This window comes from Enterobacter sp. A8, assembly GCF_004296595.1.
Classification (GTDB): Bacteria; Pseudomonadota; Gammaproteobacteria; order Enterobacterales; family Enterobacteriaceae; genus Enterobacter; species Enterobacter cloacae.
Genome location: NZ_SCMF01000001.1, coordinates 753,413 through 773,691 on the forward strand (window position 1 = coordinate 753,413; position 20,279 = coordinate 773,691).

Annotated in this window: 19 protein-coding genes; 8 read left to right on the top strand and 11 right to left on the bottom strand. The window is 53.5% G+C overall.

Features of this window, described 5'->3' with window-relative positions:
- Positions 1 to 22: 22 nt before the first annotated feature.
- Genes pgaD through EQV24_RS03565 form a run of 5 tightly spaced genes read right to left on the bottom strand, consistent with a single transcriptional unit; the run spans position 23 to position 6,466 of the window.
- A complete protein-coding gene (gene pgaD, locus EQV24_RS03545) occupies positions 23 to 418 on the bottom strand; it encodes a poly-beta-1,6-N-acetyl-D-glucosamine biosynthesis protein PgaD (protein WP_095907904.1) in 396 nt (131 codons plus the stop codon).
- Between the two features lies 1 nt (position 419).
- Positions 420 to 1,745: a poly-beta-1,6-N-acetyl-D-glucosamine synthase gene (pgaC, locus tag EQV24_RS03550; protein ID WP_130626193.1), complete on the bottom strand. Its 1,326-nt coding sequence runs from the start codon at positions 1,743 to 1,745 to the stop codon at positions 420 to 422.
- Entirely contained in the window at positions 1,738 to 3,759 is a 2,022-nt protein-coding gene (gene pgaB, locus EQV24_RS03555) for a poly-beta-1,6-N-acetyl-D-glucosamine N-deacetylase PgaB (RefSeq protein WP_130626194.1), read from the bottom strand. The genes pgaC and pgaB overlap by 8 nt, the downstream gene beginning before the upstream one ends.
- An 8-nt stretch (positions 3,760 to 3,767) precedes the next feature.
- Positions 3,768 to 6,197: a poly-beta-1,6 N-acetyl-D-glucosamine export porin PgaA gene (pgaA, locus tag EQV24_RS03560; RefSeq protein WP_130626195.1), complete on the bottom strand. Its 2,430-nt coding sequence runs from the start codon at positions 6,195 to 6,197 to the stop codon at positions 3,768 to 3,770.
- A 32-nt stretch (positions 6,198 to 6,229) separates the two neighbouring features.
- Positions 6,230 to 6,466 (bottom strand): hypothetical protein, encoded by a 237-nt coding sequence (locus EQV24_RS03565; protein WP_058681314.1) that lies wholly within the window; start codon positions 6,464 to 6,466, stop codon positions 6,230 to 6,232.
- Between the two features lie 454 nt (positions 6,467 to 6,920).
- Here EQV24_RS03565 and fabI point away from each other — a divergent pair, with 454 nt between their 5' ends.
- The 4 genes from fabI (at position 6,921) to pdeR (ending at position 13,190) form a co-directional block, all read left to right on the top strand.
- Positions 6,921 to 7,709, top strand: a complete 789-nt coding sequence (fabI, locus tag EQV24_RS03570; protein ID WP_013096384.1) for an enoyl-ACP reductase FabI — start codon at positions 6,921 to 6,923, stop codon at positions 7,707 to 7,709.
- 154 nt (positions 7,710 to 7,863) lie between these two features.
- Positions 7,864 to 8,850 (top strand): CMD domain-containing protein, encoded by a 987-nt coding sequence (locus EQV24_RS03575; protein ID WP_130626196.1) that lies wholly within the window; start codon positions 7,864 to 7,866, stop codon positions 8,848 to 8,850.
- An 88-nt stretch (positions 8,851 to 8,938) separates the two neighbouring features.
- Complete coding sequence (locus EQV24_RS03580; protein WP_130626197.1) at positions 8,939 to 10,873, top strand: exoribonuclease II; 1,935 nt, start codon at positions 8,939 to 8,941, stop codon at positions 10,871 to 10,873.
- A 325-nt stretch (positions 10,874 to 11,198) separates the two neighbouring features.
- Complete coding sequence (gene pdeR / locus EQV24_RS03585; RefSeq protein ID WP_130626198.1) at positions 11,199 to 13,190, top strand: cyclic di-GMP phosphodiesterase; 1,992 nt, start codon at positions 11,199 to 11,201, stop codon at positions 13,188 to 13,190.
- Here the strand turns inward: pdeR and EQV24_RS03590 are convergent.
- Positions 13,187 to 14,056 (bottom strand): crotonase/enoyl-CoA hydratase family protein, encoded by an 870-nt coding sequence (locus EQV24_RS03590; RefSeq protein ID WP_020690947.1) that lies wholly within the window; start codon positions 14,054 to 14,056, stop codon positions 13,187 to 13,189. The two genes, pdeR and EQV24_RS03590, sit on opposite strands and share 4 nt — an antisense overlap.
- Positions 14,057 to 14,249: 193 nt before the next feature.
- On the opposite strand from EQV24_RS03590, the gene EQV24_RS03595 reads away from it, so the two are divergent.
- From EQV24_RS03595 to osmB, 3 genes are all read left to right on the top strand, one after another.
- Positions 14,250 to 14,432, top strand: a complete 183-nt coding sequence (locus EQV24_RS03595; RefSeq protein WP_020690946.1) for a hypothetical protein — start codon at positions 14,250 to 14,252, stop codon at positions 14,430 to 14,432.
- 43 nt (positions 14,433 to 14,475) lie between these two features.
- Positions 14,476 to 15,228: a DNA-binding transcriptional regulator YciT gene (locus tag EQV24_RS03600; RefSeq protein ID WP_058660359.1), complete on the top strand. Its 753-nt coding sequence runs from the start codon at positions 14,476 to 14,478 to the stop codon at positions 15,226 to 15,228.
- 261 nt (positions 15,229 to 15,489) lie between these two features.
- Complete coding sequence (gene osmB, locus EQV24_RS03605) at positions 15,490 to 15,708, top strand: osmotically-inducible lipoprotein OsmB (RefSeq protein WP_008501216.1); 219 nt, start codon at positions 15,490 to 15,492, stop codon at positions 15,706 to 15,708.
- A 102-nt stretch (positions 15,709 to 15,810) separates the two neighbouring features.
- On the opposite strand, the gene yciH is transcribed toward osmB, so the two are convergent.
- From yciH to pgpB, 5 genes are all read right to left on the bottom strand, one after another.
- Positions 15,811 to 16,137, bottom strand: a complete 327-nt coding sequence (yciH, locus tag EQV24_RS03610) for a stress response translation initiation inhibitor YciH (RefSeq protein WP_130626199.1) — start codon at positions 16,135 to 16,137, stop codon at positions 15,811 to 15,813.
- Positions 16,137 to 16,874, bottom strand: a complete 738-nt coding sequence (gene pyrF / locus EQV24_RS03615; protein WP_028027957.1) for an orotidine-5'-phosphate decarboxylase — start codon at positions 16,872 to 16,874, stop codon at positions 16,137 to 16,139. The genes yciH and pyrF overlap by 1 nt, the downstream gene beginning before the upstream one ends.
- A 186-nt stretch (positions 16,875 to 17,060) precedes the next feature.
- Complete coding sequence (gene lapB, locus EQV24_RS03620) at positions 17,061 to 18,230, bottom strand: lipopolysaccharide assembly protein LapB (protein WP_013096375.1); 1,170 nt, start codon at positions 18,228 to 18,230, stop codon at positions 17,061 to 17,063.
- Between the two features lie 6 nt (positions 18,231 to 18,236).
- Positions 18,237 to 18,545: a LapA family protein gene (locus tag EQV24_RS03625; protein WP_130626200.1), complete on the bottom strand. Its 309-nt coding sequence runs from the start codon at positions 18,543 to 18,545 to the stop codon at positions 18,237 to 18,239.
- Positions 18,546 to 18,693: 148 nt separating this feature from the next.
- Entirely contained in the window at positions 18,694 to 19,461 is a 768-nt protein-coding gene (gene pgpB, locus EQV24_RS03630) for a phosphatidylglycerophosphatase B (protein WP_130626201.1), read from the bottom strand.
- Between the two features lie 198 nt (positions 19,462 to 19,659).
- On the opposite strand from pgpB, the gene ribA reads away from it, so the two are divergent.
- Entirely contained in the window at positions 19,660 to 20,250 is a 591-nt protein-coding gene (gene ribA / locus EQV24_RS03635; RefSeq protein ID WP_013096372.1) for a GTP cyclohydrolase II, read from the top strand.
- Positions 20,251 to 20,279 lie beyond the last annotated feature (29 nt).

Below are 20,279 nucleotides of genomic sequence, written 5' to 3' on the forward strand. Positions count from 1 at the left end.
CACGGTCAGGGGGATCGTACTACTACTCTGAGGTGACATTTACCACGTCACCATGGTTGTCAAAATCAACGTATAACTTTTTATTAGCCTGGAACTGCTGATAAACCGGCTGGGAAAGTGAAAAGCTCATCGCCAGTTCCGCCTCACTCGCCACACGGGCAGGAGGAACCGCAATTCTCTGATGCTTATAGCGGTTGTAAATCGCCCAGAGCACCAGTACCAGCGCGTTAAGTATCGCCAGGATGAAATAGAAGAACAGCCGCAAAAAAGCGTCATTCCCCTGCGTAAACCCCTTCAGGAATAAAGCGATAAACCCCGAGGCAAAGTAAACAAACACAGCCCACAAAAGACAGGTTACGATCAGTTCCAGACACTCCCGGAAGACGCTTTTTTGCGAATTGATAATCCAGTGTTTCATGTTACCCCCTTGCAATCCCGCGATCCGGACTGACCCAACGCGCACGGGTGCTACGGGGATTCAGCATCACAACAGTGAACGCGACAAGCGTGGTGAATAAACTGATGAGCCAGAAGATGATCGGATACCAGATGATCCAGAACAGCGTGGCAACGACGTTATGCTCATAGCGGTACTCAATCAGGATACTCACCAGGAATTGCACCAGACACAGGCTGCAAAGCAGCACTCCGGCATTTTCTGACACCGATGAAATGGAGAGCCCTCCCGTTGATCCGTTCTGGATTACCTCCGCCAGGATGACCAACCCACTGACCAGGCAGGTGAATGCCCATGCCGTCGTCGCGCAATATTCCATAAAAAGGGGCCACATATGCCTGTGTTTCCAGCGCCAGAGGGAGCTCATGTTTTTCAGGAAAACCTCCGCGCCCCCCTTCGCCCAACGTAAACGCTGTTTCCACAGCCCGCGCAGCGTTTCCGGCATTAAAATCCAGCACAGCGCCCGCGGTTCATAGAACACAGACCAGCGACGAAGCTGTAGTTTCCAGCTGATATCAATATCCTCCGTGATCATGTCATCGCTCCAGTAACCCACATCCGCCAGCGCGCTCCGGCGGAACGCCGCAATTACCCCTGAAACGGTAAACACCTGGCCATAGACCCGTTGCGTACGTTTGATAAGACCAATGATCGATGAAAATTCACCGACCTGGACTTTGCCGATTAACGTTGAGCGAGTGCGGATCCGCGGATTGCCGGTCACAGCCCCCACACGCGGGTTATCAATCATCGGCGCGACAAGCCAGGCTGCGGCGTCACGATCCAAACAGGCGTCGCCGTCAATGCAAACCAGAAACTCCCCTTTTGCAGCGGCGGCACCACTTTTCAACGCAATCGCTTTTCCCTGGTTCTCCATCAAATGCACTACACGCAGGCGGGGATAACGCTCGGCCAACATATTTAGCTGAAAGCCCGTGTCGTCCGACGATCCGTCATTCACTGCAATAACTTCAAAATTGTCATACCGCTGTGACATAGCCGCCGCGATGGTCTCCTGAATATTTTTCGATTCATTAAAACAAGGGATAACGATCGAAATTAAAGGGTTATCTTTAATCATCGGTACCGACGCATCTTTACCCCACTCCCAGTGCCGCTCGCGATAGAACCAGAAAAAGACGCTGCCTGCTATCCAGAATATCGACATAAAGAACGGCCAGAAAAAGACATATCTCAGCATCACCTCTGCGGAAAACAGCAGGGTTAACCCGACAGGGATACACAACACCAGAATTAAAATAACGATTGAGAAATAGCGATTATTCATCTTCAGGGTACCAGTTCGTTGAGAATTCCGGCCGAATAACATTTATTTTCGGCTGATTATTCAAAAAGTCATCAGGGTAATAGCCATAATGTTTCATTCCAGAGAGCTGCATAATACGCATCCACTCCGCAATCTTGCGGGATTCAATACGCTGGTGTTGCCCGTCCGGTCGCCAGTCCCGAGCCTGAAGCTCGATAATCATCTTATTTTTCCCGTCAGATAAAGCCGCTGCGCGCGCAATAAGTGCCTTAAACCACTTGTCGCTCTCCCGATCCTCCACACCCTCCATGTATGGCATCGCCATGACGGCCGTCCAGTCATAGTGCGTAAGAAAGTCATTGGGGTTCTGTGCAAACCACGCTTCGCTTTTCGGTTCAATCAGCGGCAACGCATACAGGTTACGCGCCGTTTTGATTTGCGGGCCACGGATAGCTTTTACTTTATCCGCCAGTTCAAGGGTGAAACGGGTGAGTGTTTCGGTTTTGAACCGGGTCCATGCCTCAAATTGCTGCGCGTCATCGCGAATTGCCCTGATATCACGGCTAAAACCCGCTTTTTCATAAGCGGCCAGTGCTACAGAGCTGGCGTCCTCCGTATCGGTCAGCACGGCGTCGTCATGAAAAAGAATGCCGTCAAACGAGGCATGCGCCGCCAGATCTTGATACATATCACCAATGCGCTGCCTCGCCTCAGCATCAAATGGTGACAGACGCCGATACTGTGATGGACTGACCTGAGGACGTTCGTCATCGTCTGCCGCCAGGCTATGCACGCGGGTTAAGTTTGCCGACATATCCCAGCTCAGGACCGGCATCCAGGCATAAACGGCCGCGTTTGCCCGGGTGCGGAGCTGCCACGCAATGCGACTGAAAATGTCAGCCTTCACCGGCAGCCAACGGTTTGGGAAGTAGACCGCCTTCACCAGACCATCACCCGCCGGATCGGCAAACGCCTGCAGGTAAACGGTGGTGATCCCCATATCTTTAACCCTCTGAATGAGGGCATCGATATTTTTTTCCATCTGCCCGGCATCGGGATCAAACACATAGTCCAGATCGACATGCATCACGCGCTGGAACGCTTGTTCCTGCACCCCCGTCACCTGAAGCGCAAACTCTTCAAGGGTAGGGTTGCCATTTATCAATATCCTCGGAATTGAATCCAGCTCCGTGGCCGTTGAAAGCCCATCCTCCAGCGTGAAAAACATGTCAAAGCCGAGAGCCTTAAGCTCCTGAATTGCCGTCCCGTTCGCCGCGCCATATGGCCACACCCAGGCCGTAGGGGCTTTACCGGTATGCGTCTTAAAGTGGCTTATCAGCATCTTTGCGTCTTGCCGTATGCGCGAACGATACTCCTTTTCGGTTTCGTAGCGCTGATCGCTCTTGAGAAACCGACGATTCGCAAATGCAGGCAGCATGCTGCCGCTCGGATTCGCCAGGGTGCCAAAATGGCTGTTCCAGGTATGCGCACCTATCTCCACCAGCGGAGAACGGGAAAGCTCCTGTACCTGCTGCCAGGTTGCAAAGCGTTCACGCGCGATCTTTTCATCGCCGTACTGCACCGGTTGCCCGGCGGGGGTGTCAATCCAGTTGCCAACCGGTGCCCATAAAGCAGGCCACTGAAAGGCAACAAGCAGCGGGAAGACACGCGTATAAAAGCTACTGAAGCCGTCGTCGAAGGACAATAAAACCGCTTTTTCCGGTAAGGGCTTACCCCCGCGGTGTGCCTCACGGATCTGCGCCAGGCTAACCGGCTTGTAGCCATTTTCACGTAGCCAGGCAAACTGCTCTTTCAGCGCGGAGGTGCGCACGGACATAAAACGCTGATCCGTTTCGCCATCTTCCACTTCATGATACGCAATCGTCACGAAGCCATTCGCCGGCCATGGCATTTCGGCACGTAACTTTTCGCGCAGGGCCGGGCTGGTATAGGCAGGCCCGCGCCCGTCGACGCACGCTGCTACGAGCATAATGCCAAGCAGCATGAGTAATGTTTGAAATCCTTTCCGTAACATATGTTGCCTCAGAATCGAAGGTTCACATTAAAATCAACAGATAGATTGTGTTCCTGCTTTCCGTCGTAGGGGCGTTTATCCCAGCGTATCGTCGCACTCGCTTCTCCCCCGTCGCGCCAGGACACGCGCTGTCCATAGCCCAGTTGGGTGATGAGCCCGCTGCCATAGCTCTTCTGCCACGCATTTCCTGCACCGGCACTGAATCTCTGCGTCCAGCTGTTTTCGTACCGGCGCCACAGCCGATGATCCAGTGTCATCCCGGCCATCACGTCCATACGTTTTTCCGGACTGAAGTAAGGCACGTCTGACTGGCTGTTAATGCCGTAATAGACGCCCGGCTGGAGGTTCAGGCTCACATCAGGCGAAGTCCAGACCTGTTCCTGACCGTTGAGGAAATATTCATTCCGGTGGTTTCCGTCAGAGAAATCGGTCTTCAGATAGCGCGCGCTGTATTGTCGACTTTCATGCTGATACCAGCGTATCTCCACCCCACCGCTGTTCGCGGTAATGCCGTTTTTCATGGCACGCATCGGCGCATTACGCGACACGCGTTCACCTTCCAGCCCCAACTGCCAGCTATCGTTAAAATCGATACGGGTCGAAAGCCGGGCCCCGATTTTTTGATCGCCACTGAAACGTCGGCCCGAGACTTCAGCCTCCGCCCAAAGGTCTCGCGAACGCCATTCCAGCCCCATGAGTCCGTCATGCACTACGCCTTTTCCCTCCTGGAAACGGCCGTCAAAAAAGCCGTAGCCAACGAATCCTCGCCAGTTATAGTTCAGCGGAGCGCTATAAAGGGTGCTGTTGAAGCTAACATCGTGACGTCCTGCGTCAGGAGAGTCAGAATCAATACCAACCGTTCCTGCCACCCGTAATTCGGCACGCTGGTGGGTAGCAAGCGCCCTACTGAGCTGCTTTACCGCCGCATTGTCAGGAGCGCGTTGCACCACATCCTTTGACAGCTCCTCAGCCTGTTGCCACTCCTGAAGATCCAGCGCGGCATAGGCCTGTTCGGTTTCCAGGGCAATGCTGGACGGTTCAAGCAATTCGGCCTGCTTTAGGCTCTCTTCTGCGGCTCGTGGCAGTCCGCGTGCAAGAAGAACGCGCGCATGATCAATACGCAATCCCTGGTTACCCGGCGCCGCCTGCGCAAGGTTGCGCGTCAGTGATTCCGCTCGGGCCAGGTCCTGTTCGTACATCGCCAGCGAGGAACGGAACTGTTGCCCTTCAAGCCACTTATCATTCGGCACGGGCACTGACGATCCGCGTGGATAAACGGTGGCTGGCGTGGTATCAACGACGCGTTTCGTCAGCAGCATCGCAGGGCGGTAGTTTTCACTCTCCAGGTGGCTATAAAACAGATCGGCACGTTCCTCCTCCGAAATGTCATCGACCTTCTGGGGTGTCTGATAAAACAGCCTTGAGAGCATTGCCTGCGCCCGATCGGGCTGACCCGTTTTGAGATACGCCGACGCCACCCAGTACTGGGCATACTCCGGCAGCACGAAGTCATCCTGTTGCATCTGCTGATATTGCGCGATGACCTCTTCGTGGCGATTGCGTGAAAGCAAGGCCCCGAGTCTGTCGACGTAAATTCGGCGGTATACCGCGTCATACTCCGGCTTATTTTTCCACTCGGCGATCATCCCGTCATAAAGGGATAAAGCCCGATCGGCGATAACGTAGCGCTCTTTTTCGCTGCGGGTCGGCATGAACGCCAGCCTGACTAACTCAGCCGCCGCGTCCGCGCGCTCGCTGGCCTGTGGCTGTTTCCCCTGCGCCTGCACATGCTTGAGTTCGGCTGCCGGCAACTGATTGTTTGCCAGCGCCTCACGCCAGGCATCAAACAACATTTCCGGGAGTGCTGACTGGCGCATCGCCTGTGTGATGGCCAGTAATTCTTCGGGGTAATGGCCGGCAAGCCTGTGTACATACGCTTCCGCCAGAGAATTTTTGCTGTCTGGCGCTCTTTTTTGCAGCAGGCGTATTTCGCGCAGCGCCCCGTCATACTCACCGCTGTCGGCGAGGGTCAATACTCTTCCCCGGCAAAACTCCGCCGTGTACGGGCTTTCATCACAGATACGGTCCCAGACTTGTAGCGCTTTTTTCCACTCCTGCTTATTGCGCCAGGCAACCGCCAGTGCGGCCAAGGCTCTCGCCGGCAGCGTGTAATTCTGGTGACGGGAATAGACCTCGATGACCTCGTCATTTTTGCCTGCCCAGAGGGCGATCTGCATCCAGTCGGCAACCTGAGATTCATCAAGCTGGTGATGACCCGAAAACCAGGTTAATGCAGGTTGTGTATTGCCTTTTCTCGCCTCGATAATCATGGCGTCGTACTGATTATTATCCGCGGGCATCATGGCCGACACCGTCACGTATGGGAGAGAAAACGTTCCGGCAATTAACGTTTTTGCTAATAACTGTGCAATCCTCATGCATATAATCCATATATCCGTATAAAATAAACTTAGCGCTGCATTTTATTTTGTATTAGATAACGTGAAAAATATTCTTCTCCTGATGCGTATTGAAAAAAATGGCGAAATTCAGCTAACTTACTTTCATATTTTTCCCTGTCCTTCTCTGAGATCCTTTTCAGAACGCAATCCTGTAATGAGTCCATTCCCAGCCACTCGCTAAATGCGACGGACCAGGCAATCGAGTCGATATCATCGTCATCGTATTGATACATTTCCTCTTTCATCAATTACAACTCCCTTTGTAAGATATTTATTTCTAAGCGAAGGCACGAAATATTTCCTGTTTTCAAATTTTTACTTTACGCGTAAATATAAGAATAAAATTTCTGATGTGCTTCGACCCGCGATAAATTTTAGTCAGTTGAAACGGCTGAACGGATCATTTTGCGCAAAAGGTCCGGGCGTATCGACGCGGCGGCGTCGTTCTCCCTTCTCTGGTTGGATGAGGCGAACCTGACGCGCAGTGGTATACTGCTGAGAACCCTGTGAAACAGAGTAGTAAAGCGTCAGCTCAATACTTCCCGGGAGCCCCGTCGCGGCAGAAGAGCAAGAAATAGCGTGACACAAGGGGCAGTGAGTGGGCTATAATTTCGAGCTGATTTCGAATAATTTTGAAATACTGCCTGTAACGCTATGAATTACAAGGCAAAATAAGCAATGAATATAAGGATTAAAGCTATGGGTTTTCTTTCCGGTAAGCGCATTCTGGTAACCGGCGTTGCCAGCAAACTGTCCATCGCATACGGCATCGCACAGGCAATGCATCGCGAAGGCGCTGAGCTGGCGTTCACCTACCAGAACGACAAGCTGAAAGGCCGTGTTGAAGAATTTGCCGCGCAGCTGGGTTCCAGCATTGTTCTGGAATGTGACGTTGCACAAGATGAAAGCATCGATGGCATGTTTGCTGAACTGGCAAAATCGTGGGACAAATTCGACGGTTTCGTTCACTCCATCGGCTTCGCACCTGGCGACCAGCTGGACGGTGACTACGTGAACGCGGTAACCCGCGATGGCTTTAAAATCGCTCACGACATCAGCTCTTACAGCTTTGTTGCGATGGCGAAATCTTGCCGTGCCATGCTGAACCCGGGCTCCGCCCTGCTGACCCTGTCCTACCTGGGCGCAGAGCGCGCAATCCCTAACTACAACGTGATGGGTCTGGCTAAAGCGTCTCTGGAAGCAAACGTCCGCTACATGGCGAACGCAATGGGTCCTGAAGGCGTGCGCGTTAACGCCATCTCTGCAGGTCCAATCCGCACCCTGGCGGCTTCCGGTATCAAAGATTTCCGTAAAATGCTGGCACACTGCGAAGCGGTTACCCCGATTCGTCGTACCGTTACCATTGAAGATGTGGGTAACTCTGCAGCATTCCTGTGCTCTGACCTTTCCGCGGGTATCTCCGGCGAAGTGGTTCACGTTGACGGCGGCTTCAACATCGCTGCAATGAACGAGCTGGAAATTAAATAAGTTTGTGACTCTCTTCCCGCCCGGGAAGAGAGTTTTTCCCGGCCCGCCATCTCTCGTTATTCCGTTCTGCTATTTGTTATCACCTAACAATATTTTTCCCCTCATCCGCCTTACGCCAGGATATTGATCGCCATTTTGAGATCAAGGAACGCCCATGGAACAACGCCGTTTTTCCGGCAAAGGCCACTGGTACCACGAAACCCAGTCAAACCACGCGCAGACGGATGTCCTGCCTCTGGTGCCCGAAGCCGCTAACGTCGACGATCGTTTTTTGCTCGATTTAGCCTTACCGGATGAGATTGTTACTGCCTGTGCTGGCTGGCTTACTCCTGCCCGGGCGTTATGTCACCGGCTGTTTCCACTCGATATCGCCGTCAACCGTCTGCATACGCTGAGTGCCTACGACAGGCTGAGCACCGCGCTGACGGTGGCGCAGGCCTGCGGGGTTCAGAGGCTCTGTAACCATTACGCCGCCCTTCTCGCCCCCCTTCCCGGCCCGGACTCGTCTCGCGAAAGTAACCGCCGTCTGGCTCAGATCACGCAGTATGCCCGCCAGCTTGCCAGTTCACCGGATGTCATTGATGATAAAGCGCAGCACCAGCTTGATGAGGTGGGTCTGACAACGTATGACATCGTGCTCATCAGCCAGATTATTGGCTTCATCGGTTTTCAGGCCCGCGTGGTAGCAGTATTTCAGGCGCTGCTGGGCCACCCCGTACGCTGGTTGCCGGGACACCATATTCAACCGCACACGCTGCCCGCCAGGCCCGGCGCCTGGATCGCTCTACTGCCTGTCTTGGAACTGCGCTATGCCAGTGCGCATCAACTCGAGTCGCTTTCACGCTGGCAAGCCGAGCCCGCCCTTCAGGCGCTGACGCCTGTGCTCTGCCACGAACCCACGTTGCTCGATCTGACGGGAGAAATCCTGAACCATTGCCGAGATGAAGACCGGGCCGCGTCACCAGCGCTCTTAGCGGCCGTGGAGTTGTTGACACGTTCACCGGACCGTTTCAGTGCAGCACAGTTTAACCCGCTTACGGAGGAAGGTCTTCCCGCTGGCCGGGCGATTGCACTGCTTACGCGAAGCGCGTTAGACGGCTGGCTGGAGCGTCTGAAAGTGGCGCTTGGCAAAGCGGAATAACCATACTATTTACCCAAAGAGCGCTTGCTGTGGCAGTGAGAATCGCGTAAAACTGTCAGCCGCTCAATGGCTACGAAAATAGAACATTATGTTTCAGGACAACCCGCTGCTAGCGCAGCTTAAACAGCAACTGCATTCCCAGACGCCGCGTGCAGAAGGGGTCGTAAAAGCCACGGAAAAAGGCTTTGGTTTCCTTGAAGTCGACGCGCAGAAAAGCTACTTCATTCCGCCACCGCAGATGAAGAAAGTGATGCACGGCGACCGCGTCATGGCGGTTATTCATACCGAAAAAGAGCGTGAATCTGCCGAGCCGGAAGAACTGATCGAGCCGTTCCTGACCCGTTTTGTGGGCAAGGTGCAGAGAAAAGACGATCGTCTCTCCATCGTGCCGGATCATCCTCTGCTGAAAGACGCCATCCCCTGCCGTGCCGCTCGCGGCGTTGAGCATGATTTTAAAGAAGGTGACTGGGCCGTTGCCGAAATGCGCCGTCATCCACTGAAAGGCGATCGCGGTTTCTATGCGGAACTGACCCAGTTCATCACGTTCGGTGATGACCATTTTGTACCGTGGTGGGTTACGCTTGCGCGCCATAATCTTGAGAAAGAAGCCCCGAACGGCGTCGCCACCGAGATGCAGGACGAAGGTCTGGAGCGTCGCGATCTGACTGCCCTGGAGTTTGTCACTATCGACAGCGCCAGTACGCAAGACATGGATGACGCCCTGTATGCTGAAGAACTTGCTGACGGCAAACTGCTGTTAACCGTGGCCATTGCCGATCCTACCGCCTGGATTGCTGAAGGCAGCAAGCTGGACGATATCGCGAAAATCCGTGCGTTCACCAACTATCTGCCGGGCTTTAACATCCCGATGCTGCCTCGTGAACTCTCCGACGATCTCTGTTCGCTGCGGCCGAACGAAGTGCGTCCGGTGCTCGCCTGCCGCATGACCATTGCTGCGGACGGCACAATTGAAGATGATATCGAATTCTTCGCGGCCACCATTGAATCTAAAGCCAAGCTGGCTTACGACGACGTCTCTGACTGGCTGGAGAACACGGGCAGCTGGGAACCTGCCTCTGAGGCCGTTGCCGCACAGATTCGTCTGCTGCACCGCATCTGTCTGAGCCGCAGCGAGTGGCGTCAAACCCATGCGCTGGTGTTCAAGGATCGTCCGGACTATCGCTTCGTTCTGGGCGAAAAAGGCGAAGTGCTGGATATCGTGGCCGAACCACGACGCATTGCGAACCGCATCGTCGAAGAAGCGATGATTTCCGCCAATATTTGTGCCGCACGTGTGCTGCGCGACAAGCTCGGCTTCGGCATTTATAACGTTCATACCGGGTTTGATCCGGCGAACACCGAAGCGCTGGCCGCCTTACTGAAGAACCATGATGTGCATGTTGACCCGGAAGAAGTGCTGACCTTGCAGGGCTTCTGCAAGCTGCGCCGCGAGCTGGACGCACAGCCTTCTGGTTTCCTCGACAGCCGTATTCGTCGCTTCCAGTCCTTTGCCGAGATCAGCACTGAGCCTGGCCCACACTTCGGCCTCGGTCTTGAAGCCTACGCCACCTGGACATCTCCAATTCGTAAGTATGGCGATATGGTTAACCATCGCCTGCTGAAAGCGATCATTAAGGGCGAATCAATTGCGCGTCCTCAGGATGACACGACCCTGCAGATGGCAGATCGTCGGCGCCTGAACCGCATGGCGGAACGTGACGTAGGTGACTGGCTGTACGCCCGCTTCCTGCAGGACAAAGCCGGCACAGACACTCGCTTCGCTGCAGAAATCATTGATATCAGCCGTGGGGGGATGCGCGTACGTCTGGTGGATAACGGGGCGGTGGCCTTTATCCCTGCGCCGTTCCTGCATGCCGTTCGCGATGAACTTGTCTGCAGCCAGGAAAACGGGACTGTGCAAATCAAAGGTGAAACGGTTTACAAGGCCACCGACGTGATTGACGTAACTATCGCCGAAGTCCGCATGGAAACCCGCAGCATCATCGCGCGCCCTGCCGCCTGATAAGCTGTTCAATTGTCGGCCCTTTCCTTGCCGGACGGGCCGACAATTTTTTCTTTTACGCCACGCTGCAAACTCTTCATTTTTTCTTACTATTTTCAGACTTCCCCCGCCCAAATTCGCCAGAATTATCTACAGTAAAAGAGTGCCGTTATATTCGGTTACGTGAATTTTTATTTGCTAAGTATCCTTTTTTACCTGACTCGTTTTATTATAAGAAACCCGGGAAAAAACAATAAGTTCACATCGGTCTGGCCGTGGTCTCACCTCGAAAAAGCCGATTGCAACGGAATAAATTGTGCGCTAACAGGTAGCTGCAGGAGAAAACATGATGGACGATCTGGAGCAGAATTTGCTGTTTCGTTACATGGGAACTCACAGCCCCTGGTGGCGACTGACAGCAGACAGCAATGCTCTGCACCTTTCTACCAGCGAAAATGCCGATGTCACTCAGGTGGTGGCGCTGGATGATGAACAGGCCGAACTTATTCGCCAGTTAACCGTTATTACGTCCAGTATCTCTATGACGCTCTCGTTGTACGGCGAAGATGTTCCTGTTCACCTTGTCGGACGCAAAATAACCCGTAATGAGTGGGCCGGAACAGCTTCTGCGTGGAACGATACGCCTTCCGTAGCCCGGGACCTTGCTCAGGGGCTGTCCTTTGCGGAACAAGTGGTTTCGGAAGCCAACTCCGTTATCGTAATCCTCGATCAGAACGGCAATATTCAGCGGTTTAACCGCCTGAGCGAGGAGTACACCGGCCTGAAAGAACAAGAAGTTATCGGCCAGAACGTGTTTAAGCTGTTTATGAGCCGCAGTGAAGCGGCAGCCTCTAAGCGCAACATCACCGGCTTCTTTCGCAACGGCAGCTCTTACGAAGTCGAGCGCTGGATCAAAACGCGAAAAGGACAACGGTTGTTTCTGTTCAGAAACAAATTTGTCCACAGCGGCAGCGGTAAAAATGAAATTTTTCTTATCTGTTCCGGCACCGATATTACGGAGGAGCGCCGCGCCCAGGAGCGCCTGCGGGTGCTGGCCAATACCGACACCATCACCGGGTTGCCGAACCGCAACGCGATCCACGAACTGATTTCAGATGCCATCGACAGCCGCGGTGAGACGCAGGTTGGCGTGGTGTATCTCGATCTCGATAACTTCAAAAAGGTGAACGACGCCTACGGGCACATGTTTGGCGATCAGTTATTACAGGCGGTCGCGCTGGCCATTCTGAGCTGTCTGGAAGAAGGCCAGGTGCTGGCGCGACTCGGCGGCGATGAATTTATTGTCATGGCCACCAATACCTCTCAGGGTTCTCTGGAAGCGATGGCATCACGCATTCTGACCCGTCTGCGCCAGCCGTTCAGAATTGGTTTGATTGAAATTTACACCGGTTGCTCGTTAGGTATCGCCCTCGCCCCGCAGCACGGTAACGATCGGGAAAGCGTCATCCGCAATGCCGATACCGCCATGTACACCGCAAAAGAGAACGGCCGGGGTAAGTTCTGCGTCTTCTCGCCGGAAATGAACCAGCGCGTGTTTGAGTATCTCTGGCTGGATACCAACCTGCGCAAAGCGCTGGATAACGATCAGCTGCTGATCCACTACCAGCCTAAAGTCACCTGGCGCGGTGAAGTCAGAAGCCTTGAAGCGCTGGTGCGCTGGCAATCACCAGAACGCGGGTTAATTCCTCCGCTGGAGTTTATCTCGTATGCTGAGGAGTCAGGGCTGATTGTGCCGCTTGGCCGCTGGGTCATGCTTGATGTGGTTCGCCAGGTGGCGAAATGGCGCGACAAAGGCATTAACCTGCGCGTGGCGGTGAACGTCTCGGCCCGTCAGCTGGCAGATCAAACCATTTTCAGCGACTTAAAACAGGCCCTGAAGGATCTGGATTTTGAATACTGCCCTATCGACGTTGAGTTAACGGAAAGCTGCCTCATTGAAAACGAAGAGCTGGCGCTGTCGGTGATCCAGCAGTTCAGCCAGCTTGGTGCGCAAATCCATCTGGACGATTTTGGTACCGGCTACTCGTCTTTGTCACAGCTGGCACGCTTCCCCATCGATGCGATAAAACTCGATCAGTCATTTGTCCGGGACATTCATAAACAGTCTATTTCCCAGTCGCTGGTGCGGGCCATCGTCGCGGTGGCACAGGCGCTTAATTTGCAGGTCATTGCCGAAGGTGTGGAGAACGCAAAAGAAGACGCCTTTCTGACTAAGAACGGCGTCAACGAACGGCAGGGTTTTCTCTTTGCTAAGCCCATGCCCGCTGTCGCATTCGAGCGATGGCTAAAGCGATATCAGGCGCGTAAACAGCACTAACTGGCTTTGCGTAAACCCGCCGCATGATGGCGGTTTTGCAGCATGACCAGACGCTCCATATAAGCGATATCTTTTGGTTCAAGGCAGAACGCGGCGTCAACCCAATCTTCCGTGATATCCATCAGCTCACTGCGAGGCAGCTGCAGCACGCGGGTACGGGCGCGTAACATCGCCTTTACGCCGTTCATCTTCGGCCGCAGCGTGTCAATGAACGTTCTGACGGAGACGTAACTTTGCCCGGGTTCGAACAGGACATCCACTAACCCATGCTGTTCATACCATTCTGCCGTATGAGACTCCCCTTTGTAGATGAGCTCCTCCGCCAGCTTCATGCCTGAGCGGCGAGCAACCAGCGAGTACCCCCCCATGCCGGGGAAAAGGTTGAAGGCGATCTCAGGGAAGCCTAAGCGGGCATCGCGCTGGGACAGCACAAAGTGGTGCGCCAGCGCGGCTTCGAATCCGCCCCCTAACGCACTGCCTTCGACCATCGCCAGGGTAATAGCCCCCGTATCAAACCCCCGTGACGCCGCATGAACGCAGTCCACGCAGGCACGGGCATAGGCTCTTAACGCTTCGCGGCGTCCGTTTTGGATACATTCGACAAAGAACTGTAAATCACCTCCCGCATTGTACATCTCGGGTACCAGCGAACCGGTAACCCAAAAATCGACCGCAAACCCGGACTGGCGAACAAGCCAGGAGAGGTTCATGATCTCTTCGATTAACGCATGGTTGAAGCAAGGTCGTGGCTGCGCCCGCAACATCATCCAGACTGTGCGGCGCTCCTCCTCATAATACCCGGACAACTGAGTGAAACGTTCAGTATCGGTAAACAGTGTGCAGGTAGTCTGATTGATAACTGTCATAGTCTAATTCCTCATATAAAAAAGCGCCTTGCGCGCAGTTTTAGACTAATCCACTCATTCATCACGCTGCATGCGGGGGAATAAATTTATTACTTTCATTTATGTAATTTAGTTATTGCATTTTTTCCCTTCTCTTTTGAATCCATTTTCTGCATCATTGAAAATATTAACTTTTCGTACCCGGGATGAGATTATGTCTAACATTGATGCGCAGGCCGTAGCCCAACGAATTGATACCGTGCTGGATATACTGGTTGCGGGCGATTATCACTCTGCGATCCGTAACCTTGAGATCCTGAAGTCTGAACTTCTGGCTCAGAATGGCGCCGAAACCGCGTCAGAAAACAGACAGCCAAAAGCCCCGTGGGAAGTTTAACCACGCCCTATCCGCCCTCGTTTCGCTTTATTAAATGGATGCTATGAATTCCCGACAACAAATCATTTTGCAGATGGTCATCGATCAGGGGCGCGTGAGCGTCGTCGATCTCGCTAAAACGACAGGCGTTTCTGAAGTCACCATCCGTCAGGATCTGAATCTACTCGAAAAACAGAGCTACCTGCGTCGTGCGCATGGGTATGCGGTCCCGCTGGACAGCGAGGACGTAGAAACCCGCATGATGAATAACTATGCCCTCAAACGTGAGTTGGCTGAGTTTGCCGCGTCCTTAGTGAACAATGGCGAAACGGTCTTTATTGAGAACGGCAGTAGCAACGCCCTGCTGGCCCGCACCCTGGCCGAGCAAAAAGACATCACCATCATTACCGTCAGTAGCTATATCGCTCACTTGTTGAAGGAGACACGCTGCGAGGTCATCCTGCTGGGCGGTATCTATCAGAAAAAAAGTGAGAGTATGGTCGGCCCGCTGACGCGTCAGTACGTTCAGCAGGTGCATTTCAGCAAGGCCTTCATCGGTATTGACGGCTGGCAGCCTGAAACCGGCTTTACCGGCAGGGATATGATGCGTTCAGACGTTGTGAACGCGGTACTGGAAAAAGAGTGTGAGGCAATCGTGCTGACCGACAGTTCAAAATTTGGCGCGGTCCATCCTTATACAATGGGGCCAATATCCCGGTTCAGCCGCGTAATTACCGATGACCGTCTGAGCGAAGCACATCGGAATAAACTCCAGGAAGACGGACTTATCGTCGACATTATTAAAAAACCCGCCTGAGTCCGCGAGCGCCTGAATTTCAGGCGCCTCTTAACCTCTCTCTGAGAGGAATCCTAACCCCCCTTTAAGAGTTTTTACCTGTTTAACTGACCCTGAAGACGTAAAATTAATGTTAGCGATATAACAGGAAGTGACTATCACCTGCGTGATGACGTAACACCTGCGCGACCAGCTTTCACGGAGAACAGAATTTAAGTATTCGTTTAGTCTATACTTAAAGCGTGCATCTTTCCGTGAATCGATAATTCAGGAGAAAGTATTATGACCTTAACCAGCAAAAAATTAGCCGCCGCTGTTCTGGCAATCACTGTAGCAATGTCCCTGAGCGCATGCTCTAACTGGTCTAAACGTGACCGTAACACCGCTATTGGTGCCGGTGCTGGTGCACTGGGTGGTGCAGTATTAACAGACGGTAGTACGCTGGGTACATTAGGTGGTGCTGCTGTTGGTGGTATTATCGGTCACCAGGTCGGCAAATAATTATTATACGCCCTGATGGGCATCGCGATATTTATCGCATTTCAGGTCTGACTTACGCACGTATAAAACAAGAGCCACGGTAAATACCGTGGCTCATTTATTTTAGCCGCCCGCCAGCTTTACTTTCATCCCTTTGGCTTCGAGATGCGATTTAATGACATCGCGTTTATCACCCTGGATTTCGATTATCCCGTCTTTGACGGCACCGCCGCAGCCACATTTCTTTTTCAGTTCAGCCGCCAGTTTCGCCAGTTCTGCATCATCCAGATCGATACCCGTGATAAGGCAAACACCCTTACCTTTACGCCCGCTGGTCTGGCGCTGGATACGGACAACACCGTCGCCCTTCGGGCGCTCTGCTTTCGCTTTCGGTTCATCAATGCGCCCGGTTTCGGTTGAATAGACCAGACGGCTGTTTGAGTCGGTCATTACGCCCCCTTTTTCAGTGATGCGTTGATAGCCTTAAGCGTCTCTGCCGGATTAGCAGATTGTGTCACCGGACGGCCGATGACCATGTAATCCACGCCTGCCGCCAGCGCCTGCTCGGGGGTCATAATACGGCGCTGATCGCCAGCCTCGCTACCCGCTGGGCGAATACCCGGCGTGACCAGTTTGAAATTCTGGCCCAGCTCCGTTTTGAAACGCACCGCTTCCTGCGCGGAACAGACTACACCGTCCAGGCCGCAATTCTGCGTCAGCCGCGCAAGACGCTCTGCATGTTCAGCCGGTGACAACGTCACACCGAGGTCACGCAGGTCATTTTCGTCCATGCTGGTCAGCACCGTTACCGCAATCAATAAGGGGGCGTCGCTACCAAACGGCAGAAGCGCTTCACGCGCGGCTGTCATCATTCTCGCCCCACCCGATGCATGCACGTTAACCATCCATACACCCAATTCGGCAGCCGCGGCAACGGCGTGCGCCGTGGTGTTTGGAATATCATGGAATTTGAGGTCGAGGAAAACGTCAAAACCGCGCTGTTGCAGATCGCGTACGATTTGCGGTCCAAATAACGTAAACATCTCTTTGCCCACTTTAAGGCGACAGTCGCGAGGATCAATACCGTCGACAAAAGCCAGAGCAGCGTCACGTTTATTGTAATCAAGAGCAACAACAACAGGAGAATCAGTAACTACGCGGGATGTGGAGGAAGTAACAGACGTCATGACCAGCCCTTTTCGTCTATGGGCGCGCAGCGGCGCGGAACAGATAAACGGCGTGCATTCTACCTTCCAGCGCCACAAATTGACAGGATCGTTTTATTCCCTGCCAGGCTGGCAAACCGCACGATGCTGAACGGGATTATAAAAGTGATCAGTATGTTGTAACTAAAGTGAGGTGTTTTAAAAAAATTACTGTCCATCGAGACCGCGAATGGGCTTGATGGTTGACCAGGCCCGGCATGAAGGACAGTGCCAGTACAGCGTATACGCGGTAAAACCACACTTCTGACAGCGGTAGCGCGGCTTGCTACGCACCTGTTCGCCCACCATGTCACGCAGCACCATCAGGCTCTCTTTAGCACGCCCTTCTTCTGCGTCGTTCAGGTGGTAATCCATCAGCTTATGGAAAACCCGCATGGTAGGATGACGCTGCAGCTGACGCGTAATATAAACCTGCGCCGTGTCGCTGCCCTCATGCTGCTCCACTACGTCGGAAAGCATCAGCTCCGCAGTGGCTCCGGTGTTCTCTTCCACGCAGCGGCGCAGGAACGCTACCCACTCATCCTGTTTACCCAGCTGTTGATAACAGGTCTGCAGCATTTCAAGGGTTTCACTGACCAGCTCTTTGTCCTGATCAATGACGCGCAGCAGGCTTTCAACGGCTTTGGCATAGTCGCCACTTGCCATAAACACGCGCCCCATCATGATGGAAATACGCGCACTATTGCGGTCTGCGGCGGCCCCTTTTTTCAGCAACGCCATGGCTTTGTCCATGTCGTCGTTCCCCATCTGCTGCAGGGCCAGTTCGCAGTAAAAATGGGCTATCTCGACGCGCTGTTTGTCTTTACCTAGCTTAACCAGACGTTCAGCGGTATCAATGGCTTTCTGCCAGTCGCTGGTGGCCTGGTAAATCTGCAGCAACTGCTGCAGCGCACCTATGCGGAAATCTGTTTCATCCACCAGTTGCGAGAACATATCTTCCGCACGGTCATACAACCCTGCCGCCATGTAGTCGCGGCCCAGCTGTTGTACTGCCAGCAGGCGCTGATCGTAAGTTAACGAGGCGCTTTCCATGAGGGTCTGGTGAATACGAATGGCACGGTCAACCTCGCCGCGCGAGCGGAACAGGTTGCCCAGGGTCAGGTGTGCTTCAACGGTCCCTGTGTCCTCTTTTAACATGTCGAGGAACAGGTCGACCGCTTTATCCTGTTGATTGCTCAGGAGGAAGTTCACCCCTGCAACGTAGTCGCGGGAGAGTCGGTTCGCCTCATCCTGTTTTGTTTGTTGCGCACTTCTGCGGCCCATATACCAGCCATAGGCAGCGGCTACAGGCAAAAGCAGAAACAACAACTCCAGCATATTCGATTATTCCTTGACGACCGGCACACCAGAGCTTTCCGGGATGTCGGACGCAGGCGCAATTTGATGTTCGAGGCGTTTAATTTTACGTTCAGCGCGCGCAAGCGAAACACGTATTTTTAACCAGAACAGACCGCAAACCAGCCAGCCGATGGCGAAACCCGCTGCGAACAAGACCGCCAGCAGGCTCGAAACCCGATACTCGCCCTGCGCCAGCAGATAGTTAAACGTCACCTGTTGATCGTTTTGTGCACCCAATGTGACTGAAATGACAAAAATCGCCAATACCAGTAAGAAAATGAGTAAATATTTCACATTACTTCCCGTTATGTGGTTCAAGCGAATAAAGTGTGTTCAACTTACCGCAATCAGCCTTATAAACTACCATTTTAGCGACGGGCGCGAAACGGAAAAAGTGACGCGCCCGTCATGGATTTATGGGCTGAATGCGCAAAATCAACCTTCAGACGTCACTGTGCTCCCTTTCGGCGATCTCTTCTTTCTCTTCCGGCGGCGGCGTTAACGGACCGCAGAGCCGTTCAGCCAGCCAGGTGGCAAGGGTAACAAGCAGCCATGAAATGAGCGTCGCCACCACTAAATCGCGTGGCCAGTGCATGCCCAGCAGTAGACGGCTCCCCATCACCCCCGTCGCCCAGACCAGTAAAATGGCGATAGTGACAGTACGACGCCGCGGCCATAAAAGGCCGACGGCAAGAAGTGCCCAACTGGCGGCGAACATGGTGTGCCCGGATGGAAACGCAAAGCCGGTCTCTTTTTGCCAGTGTTTACGTAAAAACGTCGGGATATCCTGCTGTTCCGCAAGCTGTTCTTTTACCAGCGCACCGCGATCTTTACGTTTTAAATTGTAGAACTCATTCACCGGAACATGATGCGTTTTTTCCAGCCAGACCACAAAAGGCCGCGGCTCCTGCACATGGCCTTTCACCCAGGATTTTACCCCCTGGCCAACAAGGATCGCCCCACCGAGGATAGCAAAGAGCACCAGCGCTGCGCGGAGACGAAAGCGCAGGCACCACAAAAACCAGGCGCAAAGCACTACATGAGTAATGATGCCCCATGGCTGGGTGACCGTCTCTGTTATCCAGTATAACGTTTTCAGCCACAGGGTATTGTGCCCGGGCTGCCACATCCAGCCTGATACCCAAACGACTAATGGCATAATCAACAATATGGCCGCACCTGCTGCCGTTCGTCTGGCGATTGAAAGCATGTCTTCTCCTTTTTCGCTAAGCGTCACAATCATAACTGAAATTCATCCGACGGGTGGATATGTCGGATCGTGCGTTTAACGTTCGTATAGCATGGCAGCCATTAGGCGAACCTGCTGAGCTTGTGGCAAAATGAACGGATACAGAAAGCAAAAACAGGCGGAAGACACGAAACGTGTCAGCCTACTCTGGAGAATCACATGCAGCTTAAACGTGTGGCAGAAGCCAAACTGCCAACCCCATGGGGCGATTTCCTGATGGTGGGATTTGAAGAACTGGCGACCGGACAGGATCACGTCGCGCTGGTGTACGGCGACATTTCAGGACAAACCCCGGTACTTTCTCGCGTTCATTCGGAGTGTCTGACCGGCGATGCGTTGTTCAGCCTGCGCTGTGATTGCGGTTTCCAGCTGGAGGCAGCGCTCTCTCATATTGCCGAAGAGGGTCGCGGTGTGCTGCTTTATCACCGCCAGGAAGGGCGCAATATTGGCTTGCTGAATAAAATCCGCGCCTACGCGCTGCAGGACCAGGGGTACGACACGGTAGAAGCAAACCACCAGCTCGGCTTCGCTGCCGATGAGCGCGATTTCACGCTGTGTGCGGATATGTTTAAGCTGCTGGGCGTGGATGAAGTACGCCTGCTGACTAACAACCCGAAAAAAGTCGAAATTCTGACCGAAGCGGGGATCAATATCGTTGAGCGTGTACCGCTCATTGTGGGACGTAACCCAAAAAACGCGCACTACCTCGATACCAAAGCCGCCAAAATGGGGCATCTGCTGAGCGAGTGATCGCGAAGTGCCCGGCAACGCCATCGCGT

Excerpts from the sequence above, each read along its gene's own strand:
- osmB (WP_008501216.1), top strand. The coding sequence starts at position 15,490 with ATGACCTTAACCAGCAAAAAATTAGCCGCCGCTGTTCTGGCAATCACT.
- EQV24_RS03590 (WP_020690947.1), bottom strand. The coding sequence starts at position 14,056 with ATGACAGTTATCAATCAGACTACCTGCACACTGTTTACCGATACTGAA.
- EQV24_RS03575 (WP_130626196.1), top strand. The coding sequence starts at position 7,864 with ATGGAACAACGCCGTTTTTCCGGCAAAGGCCACTGGTACCACGAAACC.
- ribA (WP_013096372.1), top strand. The coding sequence starts at position 19,660 with ATGCAGCTTAAACGTGTGGCAGAAGCCAAACTGCCAACCCCATGGGGC.
- pgaC (WP_130626193.1), bottom strand. The coding sequence starts at position 1,745 with ATGAATAATCGCTATTTCTCAATCGTTATTTTAATTCTGGTGTTGTGT.
- EQV24_RS03595 (WP_020690946.1), top strand. The coding sequence starts at position 14,250 with ATGTCTAACATTGATGCGCAGGCCGTAGCCCAACGAATTGATACCGTG.
- pdeR (WP_130626198.1), top strand. The coding sequence starts at position 11,199 with ATGATGGACGATCTGGAGCAGAATTTGCTGTTTCGTTACATGGGAACT.
- fabI (WP_013096384.1), top strand. The coding sequence starts at position 6,921 with ATGGGTTTTCTTTCCGGTAAGCGCATTCTGGTAACCGGCGTTGCCAGC.
- EQV24_RS03600 (WP_058660359.1), top strand. The coding sequence starts at position 14,476 with ATGAATTCCCGACAACAAATCATTTTGCAGATGGTCATCGATCAGGGG.
- EQV24_RS03565 (WP_058681314.1), bottom strand. The coding sequence starts at position 6,466 with ATGAAAGAGGAAATGTATCAATACGATGACGATGATATCGACTCGATT.
- pyrF (WP_028027957.1), bottom strand. The coding sequence starts at position 16,874 with ATGACGTCTGTTACTTCCTCCACATCCCGCGTAGTTACTGATTCTCCT.
- yciH (WP_130626199.1), bottom strand. The coding sequence starts at position 16,137 with ATGACCGACTCAAACAGCCGTCTGGTCTATTCAACCGAAACCGGGCGC.
- EQV24_RS03580 (WP_130626197.1), top strand. The coding sequence starts at position 8,939 with ATGTTTCAGGACAACCCGCTGCTAGCGCAGCTTAAACAGCAACTGCAT.
- pgaA (WP_130626195.1), bottom strand. The coding sequence starts at position 6,197 with ATGAGGATTGCACAGTTATTAGCAAAAACGTTAATTGCCGGAACGTTT.
- pgaB (WP_130626194.1), bottom strand. The coding sequence starts at position 3,759 with ATGTTACGGAAAGGATTTCAAACATTACTCATGCTGCTTGGCATTATG.
- pgpB (WP_130626201.1), bottom strand. The coding sequence starts at position 19,461 with ATGCTTTCAATCGCCAGACGAACGGCAGCAGGTGCGGCCATATTGTTG.
- pgaD (WP_095907904.1), bottom strand. The coding sequence starts at position 418 with ATGAAACACTGGATTATCAATTCGCAAAAAAGCGTCTTCCGGGAGTGT.
- lapB (WP_013096375.1), bottom strand. The coding sequence starts at position 18,230 with ATGCTGGAGTTGTTGTTTCTGCTTTTGCCTGTAGCCGCTGCCTATGGC.